This is a genomic window from Nitrosospira multiformis (genome assembly GCF_900111585.1).
Lineage (GTDB): Bacteria > Pseudomonadota > Gammaproteobacteria > Burkholderiales > Nitrosomonadaceae > Nitrosospira > Nitrosospira multiformis_B.
The window spans coordinates 1-16,562 of the sequence record NZ_FOHI01000012.1 but is presented as its reverse complement, the minus strand read 5'-3'; the positions used below and the strand labels follow the sequence as shown (position 1 = coordinate 16,562).

At 50.3% G+C, this 16,562-nt stretch carries 15 protein-coding genes and 2 pseudogenes; 8 read left to right on the top strand and 9 right to left on the bottom strand.

Going from position 1 to position 16,562, the window contains the following annotated elements:
• Positions 1-16: 16 nt before the first annotated feature.
• Positions 17-478 carry a hypothetical protein gene (locus tag BMW46_RS13740; protein WP_074709231.1) on the bottom strand — a complete coding sequence of 154 codons (462 nt, stop codon included), beginning with the start codon at positions 476-478 and terminating at the stop codon, positions 17-19.
• 351 nt (positions 479-829) lie between these two features.
• On the opposite strand from BMW46_RS13740, the gene BMW46_RS13735 reads away from it, so the two are divergent.
• Positions 830-1,231, top strand: a complete 402-nt coding sequence (locus BMW46_RS13735; protein ID WP_074709230.1) for a hypothetical protein — start codon at positions 830-832, stop codon at positions 1,229-1,231.
• Between the two features lie 68 nt (positions 1,232-1,299).
• Positions 1,300-1,947 carry a hypothetical protein gene (locus BMW46_RS13730; RefSeq protein ID WP_074709229.1) on the top strand — a complete coding sequence of 216 codons (648 nt, stop codon included), beginning with the start codon at positions 1,300-1,302 and terminating at the stop codon, positions 1,945-1,947.
• Positions 1,948-1,970: 23 nt separating this feature from the next.
• Here the strand turns inward: BMW46_RS13730 and BMW46_RS15995 are convergent.
• Positions 1,971-2,284: pseudogene (locus BMW46_RS15995) on the bottom strand (IS481 family transposase); the annotation flags it as partial.
• A 33-nt stretch (positions 2,285-2,317) separates the two neighbouring features.
• Between BMW46_RS15995 and BMW46_RS15990 the strand changes: the two are divergent.
• Both BMW46_RS15990 and BMW46_RS13715 read left to right on the top strand, forming a co-directional pair.
• Entirely contained in the window at positions 2,318-2,755 is a 438-nt protein-coding gene (locus BMW46_RS15990) for a surface-adhesin E family protein (protein ID WP_074709227.1), read from the top strand.
• Positions 2,756-2,871: 116 nt separating this feature from the next.
• The gene (locus BMW46_RS13715) at positions 2,872-3,471 is read left to right on the top strand and encodes a thermonuclease family protein (RefSeq protein WP_256377082.1); all 600 of its coding nucleotides are present in this window, start codon (positions 2,872-2,874) and stop codon (positions 3,469-3,471) included.
• A gap of 58 nt (positions 3,472-3,529) precedes the next feature.
• Here the strand turns inward: BMW46_RS13715 and BMW46_RS13710 are convergent, their stop codons facing one another.
• Together BMW46_RS13710 and BMW46_RS13705 are read right to left on the bottom strand one after the other, a co-directional pair.
• Positions 3,530-4,738, bottom strand: coding sequence for an efflux RND transporter periplasmic adaptor subunit (locus tag BMW46_RS13710; RefSeq protein ID WP_256377081.1), 1,209 nt, complete (start codon positions 4,736-4,738; stop codon positions 3,530-3,532).
• Positions 4,683-7,865: an efflux RND transporter permease subunit gene (locus tag BMW46_RS13705; RefSeq protein WP_074709225.1), complete on the bottom strand. Its 3,183-nt coding sequence runs from the start codon at positions 7,863-7,865 to the stop codon at positions 4,683-4,685. The genes BMW46_RS13710 and BMW46_RS13705 overlap by 56 nt, the downstream gene beginning before the upstream one ends.
• Positions 7,866-8,143: 278 nt before the next feature.
• Here BMW46_RS13705 and BMW46_RS13700 point away from each other — a divergent pair.
• Both BMW46_RS13700 and BMW46_RS13695 read left to right on the top strand, forming a co-directional pair.
• Positions 8,144-8,344: pseudogene (locus tag BMW46_RS13700) on the top strand (helix-turn-helix domain-containing protein); the annotation flags it as partial.
• A 159-nt stretch (positions 8,345-8,503) separates the two neighbouring features.
• Positions 8,504-8,797, top strand: a complete 294-nt coding sequence (locus tag BMW46_RS13695) for an EF-hand domain-containing protein (protein ID WP_074709224.1) — start codon at positions 8,504-8,506, stop codon at positions 8,795-8,797.
• 108 nt (positions 8,798-8,905) lie between these two features.
• Here BMW46_RS13695 and BMW46_RS13690 read toward each other — a convergent pair whose 3' ends face one another.
• Entirely contained in the window at positions 8,906-11,443 is a 2,538-nt protein-coding gene (locus BMW46_RS13690; RefSeq protein ID WP_081355818.1) for a TonB-dependent receptor, read from the bottom strand.
• A 619-nt stretch (positions 11,444-12,062) separates the two neighbouring features.
• Here BMW46_RS13690 and BMW46_RS13685 point away from each other — a divergent pair.
• On the top strand, positions 12,063-12,329 hold the full coding sequence (locus BMW46_RS13685; RefSeq protein ID WP_074709223.1) for a hypothetical protein: 267 nt from the start codon (positions 12,063-12,065) through the stop codon (positions 12,327-12,329).
• A 46-nt stretch (positions 12,330-12,375) separates the two neighbouring features.
• Positions 12,376-12,579 carry a helix-turn-helix domain-containing protein gene (locus BMW46_RS13680; protein ID WP_074709222.1) on the top strand — a complete coding sequence of 68 codons (204 nt, stop codon included), beginning with the start codon at positions 12,376-12,378 and terminating at the stop codon, positions 12,577-12,579.
• A gap of 421 nt (positions 12,580-13,000) precedes the next feature.
• Here BMW46_RS13680 and BMW46_RS13675 read toward each other — a convergent pair whose 3' ends face one another.
• The 4 genes from BMW46_RS13675 to BMW46_RS13655 form a co-directional block, all read right to left on the bottom strand.
• Positions 13,001-13,789, bottom strand: a complete 789-nt coding sequence (locus BMW46_RS13675; RefSeq protein ID WP_074709221.1) for a Kazal-type serine protease inhibitor family protein — start codon at positions 13,787-13,789, stop codon at positions 13,001-13,003.
• A gap of 876 nt (positions 13,790-14,665) precedes the next feature.
• Positions 14,666-15,505, bottom strand: a complete 840-nt coding sequence (gene pepA, locus BMW46_RS13670; RefSeq protein ID WP_074709220.1) for a flocculation-associated PEP-CTERM protein PepA — start codon at positions 15,503-15,505, stop codon at positions 14,666-14,668.
• 339 nt (positions 15,506-15,844) lie between these two features.
• Complete coding sequence (locus tag BMW46_RS15985) at positions 15,845-16,009, bottom strand: GNAT family N-acetyltransferase (RefSeq protein ID WP_371113524.1); 165 nt, start codon at positions 16,007-16,009, stop codon at positions 15,845-15,847.
• A gap of 429 nt (positions 16,010-16,438) precedes the next feature.
• Positions 16,439-16,562: PEP-CTERM sorting domain-containing protein (locus tag BMW46_RS13655; protein ID WP_371113523.1), on the bottom strand; the 124-nt coding region annotated here is incomplete at its 5' end.

Below are 16,562 nucleotides of genomic sequence, written 5' to 3'. Positions count from 1 at the left end.
AATCATGGCAATTTCGCTATTGCCCGGGCTGAGGCGCAACTTGTAGCCATCCACTTGGGCAGCTTTTCACGTAAGGATAGTAGCCTTCCGGATTCCGGCAGTAATGCCAGTAGTTTGAGGCTTGAGGCTGGGACGGCGTCTGCACGACGCCCTGCTGGATATAGACAGGTGGAGCAGCGGGAACCGAGACGACAGGCGCATACCCATAGCCGGATGTATACCCTGCCGGGGGATAATAGGCAGGCGGATATGAGGGACGAGCAGCATAGGAACTCAGGCCGTAACCCAGCAGACCCAACCCCAGACCGATCCCGACTCCATAGCCCCACCCCCCACCTCCGCCGTGTCGATGGTGATGATGTCCATGGTGGTGGTGCCCATGATGGCCGTGACCATGCCCTCTGCCAGCCCACGCAGGACTCAAGGGAGCTGCGATGAACAGCATGAGTGCAAAGCATCCGAATTTTATTTTTGTCATGAAGACCTCCATTCCAAAGTAGTAATTAACGAAGAGAAGAGCCGAGCTTCACTATTTCAACCTGCAGAAGGTATAACGCGTCACTTTAGAATCGGTTGTCCTGTCGTTACAGAAAATTCACAAAAACTTCACAATATTCTCTCTGACGGTAAACGGACGAGGTAGTATCACGTTATTGGATAGCGCAGGAGGAGCAGCCAGGGTCATTCACCAGATAGCCCGTCTTGTAACACTGTACTTGTCTTGTAACACTGTACTTAAGTCCAATAGCTATCACGGCAACACATGAAGATAATCGCCACGAGTGAGATGTGAATTCAGTTCAAACAATTTCAACAAGAGGAGATGAGGATGCGGATTTTGGCAATATTGTTGGCGGCGGCAATTGCGTATGCAACTCCGGTACTGGCACGGAACGGCGGCGGGAAGCACGACGGGCATCAGGGAGTTGAACATGCAAACCCCGGAGGAACGGCATCCGAGCATATGGGCCAGCACGGCATGGAGAACTCGAACGCCCAGTGGTCTACTGAGGCGGCACGCGGACAGGATCGTGCCGACTGGAGAAACCAGGATGAGCGGGGGAATGGGCGTGAAGCGGGCGATGGAGATCATGCCGGAAAAGGCAAGCGTAAAGGTCCTCATGATCATGGGGGCAGCGACAAGGGCAAGAAGGATAAATCCAGTAAGGGATCCAAGGGTCACAATGGTCACGAAGGCCACAAGGGCCATGGCAAGGATGCGGATTACTAGGAATTGTCCCTAGGCGACGGGAAAGACCAGAAGCAATAGCAGAAAAAGACTTTTTGGAAGGAGATGTGATGTCGAACGAAGCGGTTAACTATTGGAAGTTTGCAACGATTGGAATATTGCTGGTGGGCGCAAGCGTTGCATCGACCCTGTTCATCACGGGGCGTGATTCCGATTCCAAGCCTGAGCTCGCGGCTTCTGGGGCTGAGACTGAGGCAGCTTCCCCTGCGGGCGAAACTCCGGCTTCCGAGGCAGAAAAAAAGCCTCTTGCTTCGGTTCCCGAACCGGCCCCAATCGCCCAAGCTGCACCTGAGCCTCCAAAACGCCCCAGAGTGACGCAATCGAGCCAGAATACCGCAGCTGCGGTTCCGCCTCCCCCGTCCTACGCTCCCCCGGTGGCATATCCCCCGCAGCCGGTACGTTCGTCCTACCCGTCTCAGTCCGTCATGAATGAATGCAACCGCTATGCAAGCGAGCAGGTGAACAGCAAAGCCGAAGAAGTGCTCAAGAATGCAGCGCTCGGCGCAGCGCTAGGAGCGGCTGTAGGCGCTGCAGGTGGAGCGATCGCCGGCGGTGGAAAAGGTGCCGGCAAGGGCGCTGCGATTGGTAGTATAACAGGCGTTGCTGGCGGAACTCTTTATGGTCTCAATGAGACCAAATCCCATGATGGACAGTATCAGGCTGCCTATTCTTCCTGCATGCGCGCCAAGGGGTATTAAGGCCTGAATTGCACTCGTTAAACGAATGCTTCAAGAATGCCGTTGGTCGCCGGACGATTTGCCCTGGTTTGTGAGCGCTCGATGTCGTTGATCGCAAGGTAGAGCTGGTAATCGTGGGTTCGGGCTTCCCGCAGCACTCAATACTCCGCTCTGCTCAGCAAAGAAAGGTAGCTCCGGTCGTTGAGCAGATCACCTTGCTGGTATGGAGCTTGGCCGAGCTTGGCCTGAGCCACTTGAAGTAGGTATCGATGAAGGTCTGCTGATAGAATCTGCCAACGCCCTTGATCGTGCCTGCATAAAAAGTGTCCTGACTGTCAAGATAGCCAGGGTGAGCTGAATTAAACCAGAATAACAAGACGTGCGAAGTGGCATGCGCCACACTCAACTGATGACGATGTATTTATTTGGACTGGTTTTGTTAGTTATTTCTGTTTCTTTCCCCCTGGTTTCACGAGGCCAGGATAATACGCTGAACACCCCTCACCCAGGGCCAGGATGGAAAGTTGTGGCGACAACTGACAAGGAGGTCTTTTTTGTCCATATGCCGAGCATCAGGAGGCACGGCAATACTGTAGATGTTTGGGAAATGTCCGATTTCCCTAATACCAGGACTCCCTCCAAGTCGACCAAGTTTCAATATAGGTACGATTGCAAAAATAGATCCTATTACACCCGGCAAAGCACGCACTATTCGCAGTATGGAGGTAGGGGAGATATTATGTCCTCCTCAATAGAAGAAGGGCCAGTAACGAAAGTGATAGCCGGCACTATAGGGGAGACACTGCTGGAGTTGGTGTGTAAGAAGTAGCGTCCTCCTACGAGGCTATATGGAGTATCAGGGGAATTCGATAAACCTGCTCCAAGATGAACTTATAGGAAGTGCAGCCTTTTGTAAGTGAGTTGCGCTTGAAAGGATACGCCGCGATGAAGAAAAAACTTGTTTCCATTCTTGCGGCACTACTCCTCCCTGCTGAAAGAATGTATCTGCGGCTCAAGCAACCTCCCTTCAAAGCAATGATAGCTTTGGCGATCATTGCGCTCTCAACCCTTGTTGCCTTGCCTCTTTCAGCCGCTGACTCTGCCGATGAAATGATACGGGCAAAAGCAGTCAGTATTGTTGATGGTGACTCGATCAGCGTTGTTATAAATCAGGAGCTGGTAAGGGTACGCCTGGCAGGGGTAGACGCCCCGGAAGGAAATCAGCTATTTGCTATTGATTCCAAGCAATCCCTCCATGACTTATGCTTCTGGGTAGAAGCAGAGTTCAGTTCGATAAGCAAGGATTACTATGGACGCATGTTGGCAAAGGTTAAGTGTAATGGAGTGAATGTTAACGCCGAGCAGGTGCGGCAAGGAATGGCATGGGTAGCAGACCAATCGGTGGAGGATAGGGAACTCGTTCAGCTTCAGGAAGAAGCGCAGGCTGCAAAGCGAGGATTATGGTCATATGAATCACCCATACCCCCCTGGGAATGGCATTCGGGGAAATGGCATTCCCAGCGGAGCTGGTCTGGCTCTCAATGAAAAAATGAGGATATAAGAAAGGCCAGGAAACGTATCATTCACTGCCCCACTTTCATCATCAGTTTCGTGAAGAAATACTACTGATACGAACGCTGTCCCCGTTTGAAATTCCATCCGGTGGATTTTCGATAATACGATCATCAGCTCTCAAACCTGCGCTGAGTTCGACGAGTTTGCCCAAATCACGCATGATCATGACAGGTTTCAGTACAACTCTGTCATCAAGATCAATCGTTGCCACACTTAAACCCGCCTTGTTGAATATCAGAGCACTCGCCGGTACGCTCATCGTAGGTCTGTTATTAGGCAACTTGAAATTCACATTTGTAAATCCGCCTGGAAGCAACTCTCCCCTCGCATTATCGATCTGGATTTGTATCTGGGTTGCACCGGACACATTATTGACAGCTTGTGCTGATGCGACAACAGCAGCAGTATAGGTCTTGCCCGGATGCTCCGGCACAGTGATCGTTACCGTGGTGCCGGGGGAGATGTGGGGTACGTAAACCTGCGGCACGTTGACATATACACGCAACATTCTTGTGTTTGATACCTCGAAAAGCTCTTGCCCTGCTCCACTGCCGCTGTTTATGAGTGCACCGATGTCTGTTAGCCGGGCAGTGATGAGCCCATCAAAAGGCGCAATGATACGGGCAAAAGATTTCAATGCCTGCAGGCGATCCACATTTGCACGAGCAGCATTAACCAATGCTTGCTTGGTCATGAAATCACCTGTTTTTTCCGCGACTGCCTGCTTTGAAACATAGCCGGAATTCAATAATGCTTCCCATCGTTCCGCGGTAGTCTTTGCAAGCGATGCGGTCGCCTCTGAACTGGCAAGATCGGCCTTTGCTTGTAACAACTGCTGATCGAGATCTGGCGTCTCGATCTCGGCGAGCAATTGCCCGGCCTTCACCTGAGTTCCGATATCCGCTTTCCAGCTTTTCAGATAGCCATTTACGCGCGCATATAGGATTGCGCGGGAATATGGCTGCAGACGACCCGGTAAATCAAGGGAGATAATATTTTCCTGTAGGCCAGGTGTGATGACTGCGACAACGGGAATTGCCTGTTCGCTCGTCCAGTTGCGCAGCTGCTTGCTTGCAGAGGCACGACTAATAAGACCAATTGTAACCGTAGCAACGATGATGATTATCGCAGCTGTACCAAAAACAAGGAGTCTTCGAGTTGAGACTCGGGATTCGGAAGAGTCAGGTAGCATCGGCTTCTGGGGCGTCGAAGGTGGCAGATATGCGTTTCTTGACATGCCGTTCATGTATAACGCTAAAAACGACAGGAATGAAGATCAGCGTTGCAACTGTGGCAAAAACCAGGCCTCCAATCACGGCCCGGCCCAGCGGGGCATTCTGCTCACCGCCCTCGCCAAGGCCTAACGCCATAGGCAGCATTCCAATGATCATCGCAAGAGCGGTCATCAAGACTGGCCGACAACGCACGAAGCCGGCCTCCAGCGCAGCTGCGGTAGCGTCTCCAATCACATCTAACCGTTCCCGCGCGAAACTGATCATCAGCACGCTATTTGCGGTTGCTACACCCATACACATGATTGCGCCGGTTAAGGCTGGCACCGAGATTGGAGTGTGCGTAATGAACAACATCCATACGATTCCAGCGAGCGCAGCAGGCAATGCAGTGATGATAACGAATGGATCAGTCCAGGACTGGAAGTTCACAACGATCAGCAGATAGATAAATACGATTGCGCCAAGCAAACCAAACAACAATCCGGAGAAGGCACTTTCCATGGTTTTTACTTGGCCAAGCAGTAAGATTCTTGACCCTTTTGGCACCTCACCTGCAGTATCGGCAAGGATGCGACGAAGGTCATTTGCCACCGCACCGAGATCTCTTCCTTGCGTCGTCGCATGGATTTGCACCATCGGTTGAATATCATATTGACTGACCAATGCATTACCGCTGGTGCGTGTGAAACTCGCAAGTCCGCCAAGCACTTGTGAATTTCCGTCATTACCTCCGATCGGAATGTCTGCAAGAGCGGCGAGTGTGTCGAGGCGATACTGCGGTGTTTGCATCACTATCGGATATTGCACGCCGTTCTGGGGATTTAGCCAAAAGGTGGGTGCAACTTGACTGCTGCCAGCGAGATTGGCCACCAAACTATTCGTGACATCACGCATGGTTATTCCCATTTCTTGTGCACGAGTTCGGTCAACGTCCACGTTAAAAACAGGTCTCCTACGGGACTGCTGGATACGAACATCCACAACGCCGGAAATCGCTCTGATCTTGGGCAGCAACAATCCGGCATAGTCGAAATTTGCCTCCAGGTTGGCGCCGCGGATCTGCAGTTCGATCGGCGCAGGCGAACCGAAATTCAGGATTTGGCTTACGATATCAGCCGGGGGAAATGAAAATGCCACCCCTGGAAACTGGCGCGGCAACTCTTCGCGCAGCTTGCGCACATAATCTTCAGTACGTTGATGCCCTGGATTCAGCGCAATCTGGATATCCCCGTCCTGAGTACCCATCACCCCCGTGTTGTTGTAAGTCAAGTTGATGCTACTCGGAGGAAGACCGATATTGTCCACCATTACGTCGATTTCATCGGGTGGAATGATTTCCCGGATGGATTTCTGAATCTGGGCAAATTGATTGGCGCTCTCCTCCACACGGGTGCCAACCGGGGTACGCACATGCATCAGAATCTGGCCGCTATCCACTGCGGGAAAGAAATTTTCCCCTAAAAAGGGTAACAACAAAAAAGAAGCAAGCACGAATACGAGAAATCCACATATGAACGGGTACCGGTGTGCCAGCGTAAATTCAAGATATTCACGGTAACGGGTTCGAAAATGTTCAAAGCGTGCTTCGAAGCGGCGCTGAAAATGTACTAGCGGGTTGCGTGATGATTGACTCTCATCCCTGGATGAATGCGGATGCAATAAGTACTTGGACATGGTTGGGACAAGAGTACGAGAGAGAATGAAAGACCACGCAACTGAAAACATGACTGCCATTGCCATTGGTACGAATAGAAAGCGCGCAACTCCTTCCAGAAAGAACATCGGCACAAAAACGATACAGATACACAATAAGGACACGAAAGCCGGTGTTGCGATTTGCGCAGCTCCATCCATGATCGCTTCCTCAACTTCCTTTCCCTGTTCCAAATGTAGATTGATGCTCTCGATGGTCACAGTTGCATCATCGACAAGTATGCCAACAGCAAGAGCAAGTCCGCCAAGTGTCATGATGTTGATTGTTTCCCCCAAGGCTGCAAGGCAGATAATGGCTCCGAGAATCGATAAGGGAATCGATACCGCCACGATTACCGTTGAACGCCAGCTGCCGAGAAACAACAGTATCATGATGCTTGTCAATACAGCCGCGATAGCCCCTTCCAGCACCACCCCATTGATTGCCGCCCGCACAAAAAACGATTGGTCATTGATGGGCTTGATCTCGAGATTCTCCGGCAGAGCAGGTTTTATTTCATCCAACTTGGCGCGAATGCCAGCAACGATGGCAAGTGTGGATGTCATGCCGTTTTTCAATATGGTCATTACCACCGAGCGCGTGCCATCGACATGCACGATATTGGTCTGGGGCGCATTGCCGTCACGAATATGCGCCACATCACGGATATAGATTGTTGCGTTGTTGACAACCTTGATGGGGAGATTACCGAGATCCTCGATTGCGGTGGCCACATTGTTCAGTTGAAGCGTGTACTCAAATGCATCTATTTTCTGTGTACCTATCGGTGTAACCAGGTTTTGTGCGGCAAGTGCGTTTCCCACATCCTGCGCGCTTAACCCGCGTGCTTGTAGTGCTTCCTGATCGAGATCAATCTGTATCTGCCGGGTTTTTCCACCATATGGAAACGGAATCGCAGCGCCGGGTACGGTCACCAGCCGCAAGCGGATGGTGTTTAGGGCAAGATCAGCGAGAGCCTGTTCGGACATGCCCTTGCCGGATAGCGCGAGCTGAAGGATGGGGACTGTCGCGGCGTTATAGTTGAGAATCAGCGGCGGCGTTGTTCCCTGTGGCATCTGCCGCACCACGGTTTGCGAGATCGCTGTAACTTGAGCATTGGCGACTGCTATGTCTACGCCAGGCTGAAAAAAGATTTTGACAATTCCAGAACCCGCATAAGAATTCGCTTCGATATGCTCGATGTCATTGACTGTCGTCGTCAATGAACGCTGAAACAGCGTAGTAATACGTCCCGCCATCTCGTCCGGGGGCAAGCCAGTGTATTGCCATACAACCGCAATTACTGGAATACGAATATCCGGGAAGATATCGGTTGGAGTCCGAAAAACTGTAAGGGGTCCCAGAATCAGGATGAGAAGTGCCAGTACGATGAATGTATACGGGCGCCGTAAGGCAACCCGGACAATCTCAATCACGAGATTCTTTCTATCGAAGCAAGCTTCCCAAAAGGAAGAGTGTCAGGAATCATAGACGAGTAGATAATTTTCTTGAGAAACGAGTTACAGGTATCAGGAATTTTTCCAGACCCGTTAAGCACGGGATAGGTGGTAAGGCTCAATGCGGCGTCGTTAAAAATTTAGTAATTCGGACTTAATCTGCCAGTAGAGTCTTGCCAAAAGCGGGGTTACCAGTTCAATAGAGGTTTGCGAATCTTTATCAAATTGAGCGTTGAAAACGCAAAGGAATAGCCCCCATGAGTAGTTTTCAACAAAACGTTATCAAGCACAAGGCAGGTCTACTTAATCTCGCAGCGGAGCATGACAATGTATCGCGCGCCTGCAAGGTGAGAGTTTTTCCCGATGCCTTTCGCTACCAATCAACGATGGAATCAGATGGTATTGATGCGCTGATTGATGCCAATCGCAAAAAACCTAATCCCAAATCTTATTGCGATATTTTGATTTATAATTTTTGTGGCCGGTATTGGATGATCTGACCGATAAATCATGCTATACGGGCTGTCACGACGATCTTGTACCTCATTGAGGAAAAATATCATTTTCCTATAAAGATCATTAAGGGACTATTGGAAATTAACCAAGGAGATATCAGCATGATCCAAAAACGAAAAATGAGATCTATTATTGCAATCGTTCCTTTTTTAATTGGCATGACTGGTTTCGCAACTAGCGCGGCAGGTGGAGATGAGGGAGACAATCCTTCTGTAATGAAAAAAGAACAAGACGGTAGTGTCAGTAAAGCAGAATTCATGAAACACCACGAGTGGATGTTTGATCAGAACGACAAAGACAAAAATGGTAAGCTTGATCCAGATGAAATGAAAAACCTGCACAAAATGGTGAGTAAAATGCATGGGCGGCATGAGCACTCTGGGCATAAAAACTAGCTAGCGTAGCGGTAATTTATTCGAAGCCTTGGTCGATATCTCTTACGCTGTCGACCAAGGCCTAAACATCGCGTGATCGGCGGGCCGAGCGCATTAAGGTTTCTTTTTTTAATAATTAAACCTCAACTGCACGAAGTAGGTTCGCTGGGGAAAAGGATGGAATATCCAGTATTTGTCATTGTTGACATTATTAATCCCCCCAATCGCGTTCACCTGCTTCGTAATTTTGTATCTTGCCACCAGATCGGCGACGAGATAACTCGTCAATCCCGTGTAGGCAAAACCATTGGTATCCGTGTTGTTCAATTGACCGAACTGGCCGCTGCTGTAGCGAACATTCACTGAAGCACTGAAGTTTTCATTAGCTCGATAGGTGACTACGGCGTTTGCCCGCCAAGTGGGGAGTCTGGGCTGGTGCTTTCCGGTCGACGGTGCCGCGGCGTTGGGATTGGCTGCGGTAGGGCCTAAGGCTGCCGCTGCCGCGTCCGCCGCTCGATTATCCTCTATTCTGGAATCCACCCAGGTGAGATTGCCAAGAATATCCAGTCCTTTAATCACCGCATCAGTTTTTTCCCCGGAAACTTCGACACCGTAAGTATCGATTTCTCCGACGTTCGATATAAAAGTAGATTGAACAGTTTTATTGGTAAGCGGATTGGTGATTAACCCGGTCTGGGAAAAAATGGCATTTTTGACGCGCTCCTGAAACAGGCTGACGCGAAACCTTCCCTTGTCCACAAAGTACTCGCCGGACAATTCCGAGGCTAATGCCTCTTCAGGCTTCAAGTTCGGATTTCCATTAACGGATATGGCCGTTGCGCCAGTACCGACTGTAGTGGTCTGGAACAATTCCGTGGCAGTTGCGTAACGATAAGCCTGGCCGATTGCGGCACCAATTCTGATTTGTTGCATCGGAGTCCAGGTCAATTTCGCCTTGGGCGAAAAATTGACAGAGCTTTTATCAGCCTGGTTTATCGTCTGGAGCGAGCCTGCCACTGTAGTCGTGTTTACCCCATCGTAGGCGTGCCAGGATTCCAGGCGGCCCCCTATAGTAAAGTTCCAGTTCTCGTGGAAATCCCAGGCATCCTGAATCCAGTAACCTTCAGTCTGGGTCTTTCCAGTGGAATTTGTAAAAATACTTTGACCACCGCCGCTTTGCCAATCGCCGGTATTGAATACGGGATTCTTCAGCGTATATAAATCATGATGAAAACCGAAGCTGATTTCATGATAGCCAAGAAGATCGGTTCGAGGCCTCCAAATACCTTTTGCATCCACCGTGTGCCAACCAGAGCCCGTCAAGCTCGTGATCCTGCCCGGTGCATTGCCGCCGAACGCGAGAGTGGGATCAACTGTGGGTGCCCGAACCGTATCCTTGCCAAAATCAATCACGCTGCCGGTCAACTCCCAATCAAAAACTCCCCCGGTATTGGATCGAAGGTTGATTCCGTGCGACCAGGTTCTCTGATCAGTCTGGTTTCCGGCGAAAGTGGGACTGTTGGGTGCAGACAGATTGTAACGGCGACCATCAATATTGATAAAACCGCCTTTTACAATGTTTCCTGCCGCATCCCTCAGGTAGCTCTGCGGGCTCGCCTGCGCGTTGTTCAGCCACAGGCCCAGGGTGTATGCGAGCCTGATTGAGGGGGTGATGTCATAGGCGAGTTTCCACTTGAAATTGTCCTGGATGGTGTGGTTGATATTCCCCGCGCCGAGCGTCAGGTTTGAGGCATTCGTAGGATTGGCTCCGGCAAATGCACCCGTGACGGCTGTATCTCCAGCACCCGCCGAAGTATTCGAGATGAGTGCGGTCGCAAACGTAATGGGCTGACTATGCGCATTGAGATGGCTGTAGTCAAAACGGAACGACAGATCGTTGTAGCGATGACCGACGTAACCGGAATAGCGCTGCGTATCGTAAGTATCCTTCGTGCCATAGAGATTGAACGTTTGCCACGAGGCTTGGGCGTCCGCTCCAAATTCGAATTTTTCCGGCATTCGGGTCGTAATATTGATTACGCCTCCTATGGAGTTGCCGGCATAGGCGGCCGAAAATGGGCCGTACATGACATCGACACGTTCAATTTCTCCCGGCGATACAGTATTCCAGCGGGGCGAACCGGTATTTACATTGTTGTTGCCAAGCAATGATGACAACAGGATCCCATCGGCGTAGATCAGGTTACGGGCACTTGCAGACGTGCCCGAGGTGCGCATGCCAACCGGGGCATTGGTATCGCCAATATACCTGGTGCGTACCTGAATGGATGGCATGTACTTGATGGCATCCTCGGGATTCGCAAGATTGATCGTATTGTCGATTCTTTCCCGGGTGATACTTTCCGTGGTCTGAGGTAACCGGTACCGTTCCATTTCAGTCTGAGTGCGAGGCGGTTTTACTTTTTCTGTTACCGTCATTTCTGGCAACTCGACTGGGGGATCATCAGATGAGGTTTTTCCTTTGGCGGGAACCCCGGTTGCTGGAGCAACAATATCTGATTTCTTTTCCGCAGGTGCAACAGGTTTATTGTTGTCTTCTGGCGGTAGCGCCGGCTCATCGGCTGCTGCGACAAAGGATATGCCGGCTCCGCAAGCCAGAGCAAAAAGGGTGAGTCTTCGCTGGATATTCAATTTATATTTGCTCAACTAGCAGCCTTTTCCAGGCTTTGCCGCAACTTTTTCCAGTCTGTTCGTGAGGGGGAAGCCGTGATTCGCTAGAGTGGGTCTTATTTTCAGATATGCGGATAATTTCTCTTTCGAGCAATATCTTTCAGTAAATCGAGCGCGAGAGTAACCCATTTTGGTTACTGCAGGAATGCGACAAATTGTCGCATCCTAAGGATGTCGCCAGTTCTACTGCAAGCGCAGCTACACGCCAATCTACTGCGTGTTCTGTTCCTCTTGTTCTGTGAGATTGCTAATTCCACTTGTTTTTCTCCAGTTCTGCAAATATAATAAGAATCATTATCATTATCATTACTCCTTCAAGGGAGACACAGGTTATCCGTTACCGCTGGTTACTCCTTTTTCCAGCGGTCTTTTAGCCAGCCAGCCCCGCCCGCGGCAAGCCAGCCATATTTTTATTCAGAAAGCCGCCCGTTATTCGGGCGAGCTTCATATTGTTTAATTAAAAGATATTCCTGAGATCCACCTTCATCGCGCATCGTCGCCCAGATTATCGAGCCCTGTGAATCGAACAGTGATGGCTGCGAAAAGATCAGGATTGGTGGAAATTCTTACTCTCTGAAATTAGGCTGGGGGTTGCTTGCAAAGAGATGAAAGGAACATAAAAGGAAACAACTATAAGGGGTACGGCATCCTTATCAGCGCCAGGATGGATAGCACAAACAGATTTTGGACTGGCTGCTACAGAATTTTTGATATGGAGAGAAGGGTAGTATTCGTAAATTCCATTCTTCCATTTGAGAGTGAATCAGATGCTCTGGCAGTTGCGAGTATAGAGGCACAGATATGGGTCGATGGCAACACCGCTGATCTTTCAGAAATAAATATTTTAGAAACAATAGAGTAAAAGCAATCTAGCGAGACCTGGGATCAATCAGCTTAACTTTCATTGGATGAGCTCCGAAGAGATACGCGAAGCACGGGAAGCACTTGGATTAACGCAAATCGAATTTGGCGAAATGCTTCACGTTACACTCAAGACTGTCCAGGATTGGGAGTATGGACGACGGAAAATGCTAAAAATCACCCAGAAGTTCTTGCAGAAAAAACTGGAAGAAAAAGGACTGCAAATGCCCGGCGCAAACCGCCCTTCATAGAATCCTTCCTGTAAAAAGACCCCCGGCATATCCTCGGGGAAATGAAGCCGCACATGAACATGCCGCAAATGAATGGCTACCAGTTCATTCAGGCCATGCGGAATTTTTAGACGGATAAAGGCAGGAATACTCTTGCGGTTGCGCTCTCTAGGCAAAGAAGAAGCGCAGAACCACGCGCTCAGCGCAGGCTTTCAGAGGTGTCTCTGCAAGCCTGTGCCACTGTTGACGTTAGGTTAGTCGAAACGATTGCCGAGTTGACAGGAAATCAATCCCGAAATCAGGACAGCAAGAGTGCAGGTGCGGCCTGTGTAGTTGCCCCTTGCGGAAGTGAACGGATTGTCGCATGAGCCCTGCACACCCCGAATGGAAAACCTGATGGACGGATAAGCCGCCGTCCACGAGGTTTCCCATAGAGCATAAGCTATCTACCTTTGCAAATCCCCGGACAATCGGCCCCGCCTCGCTTAGGATCGCAATCATCGGAAGGATCGTCCACACAGGTTTTACCTTGGGGACATCGAATACCTGCGATTCCCCCGCACGCTTGCCGCTCAGTCTTGCATTCACCCTCATGGTCGATCGATACTCCTGCAGCTGCCGCTGTACATGCATTCCCGTACGTTTTTCCATCGCAGCCGCAAACGGGCCGGAATTCGCGCGTGCAATTTCTTGGTTTTGTCTTGCAGGTGCCTTGCGCGTCCGCGATCTTGCATTGACCGACGCCAAAATCACAGTACTGTTTTTCATCGGGACAACGTTTTCCAGCAATGCCGCCACAAACGTTCCCCTCTCCTGTCCCGGAACCAACAGGTTTACACTGATCTGTAAGCTCAACATTCAGGAAGGTACCTGTCCGTGGACGAATCTCGCGCAACTTGTGTACAAACTCCCTAAACTGGTTAGGTTTCGCGCTGAACCCTTCTTCCGCGCAGGCGTTGAGCCCGCCTTCAATTTGCACGGGACCCCCGATTTTTGGGCTGTAGACGATGAAAGTATCGACAGCCTCTGAGGAAATGGCCTTGCCGACCTCCCGGCGAACTGTCGTCAGGGCGGAATTATCCAGCGCGCCTCCAGTGCTGCCCAGATTAATGTTTACCGCACGGTTTGCCGGATTACCGTTCGTTCCGCCACCTTCACGTTGCTGGGCGAAAACGAGGGCGGAGCCCAGCACTACTGTGGTGAATAGAAAAACACCGGAAAATTTCTTCATTTGGTCCTCCCCCCATAGTTAAGTTAACAAGATCATGTACCGGCCCTTTTTTCTCTCTGGGAGGAGTTACTCCTGGAGCAAGTGACATGTCGATGATTCTTTTCATACTCCTCTGTATTTCCTTGCTGGTCTGAGGAATTCCGCCATTTACCTCTGTCCTAAATGAGGAAACACTCTAAAAATAGATTAAGTTTTCAAAAAAACAAGGTGGGGGTAACACACGGAGCGACAAAAATGAGGGAATGCCCCTGCCGCACTCTTGAACAAATCGAGGATGTTGAAGCGCAAATGGCTCAATAAAAAGTAACCGAAGTGGTATCAGGAAAATATGCTGCTTCAAATTGCTGGTAGCCCGAACCAAGGCCGAATCAAGGAATTATTAGTGAGGGTTTCCCCTGTTACCGGGGTTAGACCGGGGATAGGTTTGTGGATAAATTCCTTAAGACTCCGTTTCAGCTAGATCTGTTGGGATTGCTCAGATTTGTTGCAGCGTTGTTTCACCCACCTTTAGCAGTAGTCTGAAAGAGACTAGAGAGAGACCAGAGTCTTCCATTTTGGGGTTGTGTGAAAATCCCTGGATGACAGACGATATATATAGTTTGGTGGAAGATTAAGGGGAGATGAAGGCCCGCAATGGACCGTATCATGGGAAGAGGGATGATCCAGGGCTGCGATAATATGGCATCCTATGCCCCCGTCAGTTCTACTACGAGTGCAGCAACTGCAAGACCTTGTTGCGACCCAATCCGGGTTACAGTTGCATGCGCAACGGAGATGGCATTCCTCCGCTAACCGCCGTGCCGCCACGGTACAACAATGAAAAGGCCACCCTGACAGGGGTGGCCCAAAGAGTGAACGCAATATACCGCTGTTTGCTCAGGTGCGACGACGACCCGTGAAGGCAAAACCAAGCAGACCGATACCCATCAGAGCTAAAATCCCGGGTTCAGGCACTTCCGCGACGGTAAAACCTTGTGATCCATCGGTTTGTATTACAAAACTTGATGCAGTGTCAGCCCCCGTGGCAACCCCGTTAAATGCTGTCGGCCGCGTATATTCCGGCGCACTCTGGCCGGGGAATTGAAGCGAGGCTTGAAACTGGGTGCCTGCCAATGCCGGATTTATATACGTGCTATTAGTGTTGGTGACTGTGCCGAACAGAAAACCGCCGCCCGTACCGAGTACGGCCGGACCAGGAATTGCACCGGTTGCAGCGAAGGTGCTAAAACCACTGTCCCATGTTCCACTCAGTATGCTCGTTCCGTCGAGAAAGCCCGTCCCGGTGGCCTGGTCCGCATTAGGGCTGGAATCAAGGAAGATCTCCCATGTTCCGCTGTTCGTAATGATCTGAATGCTGGAACACCCGTCGTTCTGGCAAATCGCAGTCTGCGTAAGCTGCTGATAGGTAGTTACTTCGTACGTTCCGGTTTCGGGGCCAGGCGACGCCACAAATAGATTATTCGTTGGGGAAGTGGTGTTGATAACACCTGCAAAGGCCTGGTACGTCAAGGTGAAGCTGTCGCTATCACCGGCTTTGCTGGCAGCGGTCAGGTCAAACCCCTGAACCCAGCCACCCCCATTTGAATGCCAGTCGAAGCCTGTAAAATTTTGCAGTACTCCATCTGCACTGAATGTATCCAGGGTTGCGGAATATCCAATAGCGGGGCCACCTAGCAGTACTGCAGCCATTGATAAATTGATGAGCTTTTTATTCACGATTCTTTCCCTCTTGATAGCAATAAAAATAAAAGAAGCTGTTTGTTTCAACTTATATAAAGCAATCTCTATGCCAGCTTTTATATTATTTTATTTCAATCGGGATATCAGGTACTTATCAATTCGCAACTCTCTTGCGTCCAGATTGGAATTCCGAGGCGTAAAAAATATCGACGCCGCTCCTGCTTTACAGACCAGCCTGCCTGCAGATAGGATGAAGATGGAGACCCTCTGACCATCCTTGGCAAATGAAACTCGCAACGCTAAATAAGGGTGGCAAGCATCGATGCGCCGCGCACAAGCGGCCGTTTGGCACCCTATCCGAGGCCCTTCCTGGGATTACCTCAAAAACTTTCCCACCAGCTGCTCATAGAAATTTCTGCTGTACTCCGTTTTGAGGTATAGCTCCTGGTAGCCCAATTGCCTTGCTTCATCTTCCAGCCATCTGATCAGAGCTCTGACGTGTCCTCTGCGTCTATGCTCGGGTAGACATAAGTGAAGCAAGCGATGGAGATAATCGTGCTCTTGGCGCGAGGTCGCCTTGACTCTCAAATATGAAGATTCCGGATCGGCGCCCCAATTACGGAAAAGGATTTACTGGCACCACGGCACTTTCTGGATCGCGCAAGCGACATGTGGATGACCTTTAGCGGTGTTCAGGAAAACCTTATCAAGCGCGGCATACGGGGCGGAATAAATCCGGACGCGCTCTATCACTACCCGCGCTATGACTGGGATTGACCAGAACCTGAGGCTCAACCGCGCCTGTGGGTACTGACCGAAGAAATGAGAAAATTGAAGTAGCAGATTACTGGAGGGTCAGTCTTCGACTGGCCCTTAGCCTTGTTTCACATAGGGCAGGAAACAGGCTGATGGAGATTAATTCAGCCAACCTCTCCCGGAGGGAGGGGTTGGCACTAGAGTTAGATCAGTTCAAGCTTTTTTACTGTTCCTGCCTTTCACCATGGCACCCATCAACCCGAGTCCTGCAAGCAGCATGGCATAAGTTTCCGGTTCGGGAATGGTCGGAACCTGAGTGACAGTAAAGGTCATCGTG

Excerpts from the sequence above, each read along its gene's own strand:
- BMW46_RS13675 (WP_074709221.1), bottom strand. The coding sequence starts at position 13,789 with ATGAAGAAATTTTCCGGTGTTTTTCTATTCACCACAGTAGTGCTGGGC.
- BMW46_RS15990 (WP_074709227.1), top strand. The coding sequence starts at position 2,318 with ATGCGCCACACTCAACTGATGACGATGTATTTATTTGGACTGGTTTTG.
- BMW46_RS13735 (WP_074709230.1), top strand. The coding sequence starts at position 830 with ATGCGGATTTTGGCAATATTGTTGGCGGCGGCAATTGCGTATGCAACT.
- BMW46_RS13740 (WP_074709231.1), bottom strand. The coding sequence starts at position 478 with ATGACAAAAATAAAATTCGGATGCTTTGCACTCATGCTGTTCATCGCA.
- BMW46_RS13710 (WP_256377081.1), bottom strand. The coding sequence starts at position 4,738 with ATGTCAAGAAACGCATATCTGCCACCTTCGACGCCCCAGAAGCCGATG.
- BMW46_RS13695 (WP_074709224.1), top strand. The coding sequence starts at position 8,504 with ATGATCCAAAAACGAAAAATGAGATCTATTATTGCAATCGTTCCTTTT.
- BMW46_RS13715 (WP_256377082.1), top strand. The coding sequence starts at position 2,872 with ATGAAGAAAAAACTTGTTTCCATTCTTGCGGCACTACTCCTCCCTGCT.
- BMW46_RS13730 (WP_074709229.1), top strand. The coding sequence starts at position 1,300 with ATGTCGAACGAAGCGGTTAACTATTGGAAGTTTGCAACGATTGGAATA.
- BMW46_RS13680 (WP_074709222.1), top strand. The coding sequence starts at position 12,376 with ATGAGCTCCGAAGAGATACGCGAAGCACGGGAAGCACTTGGATTAACG.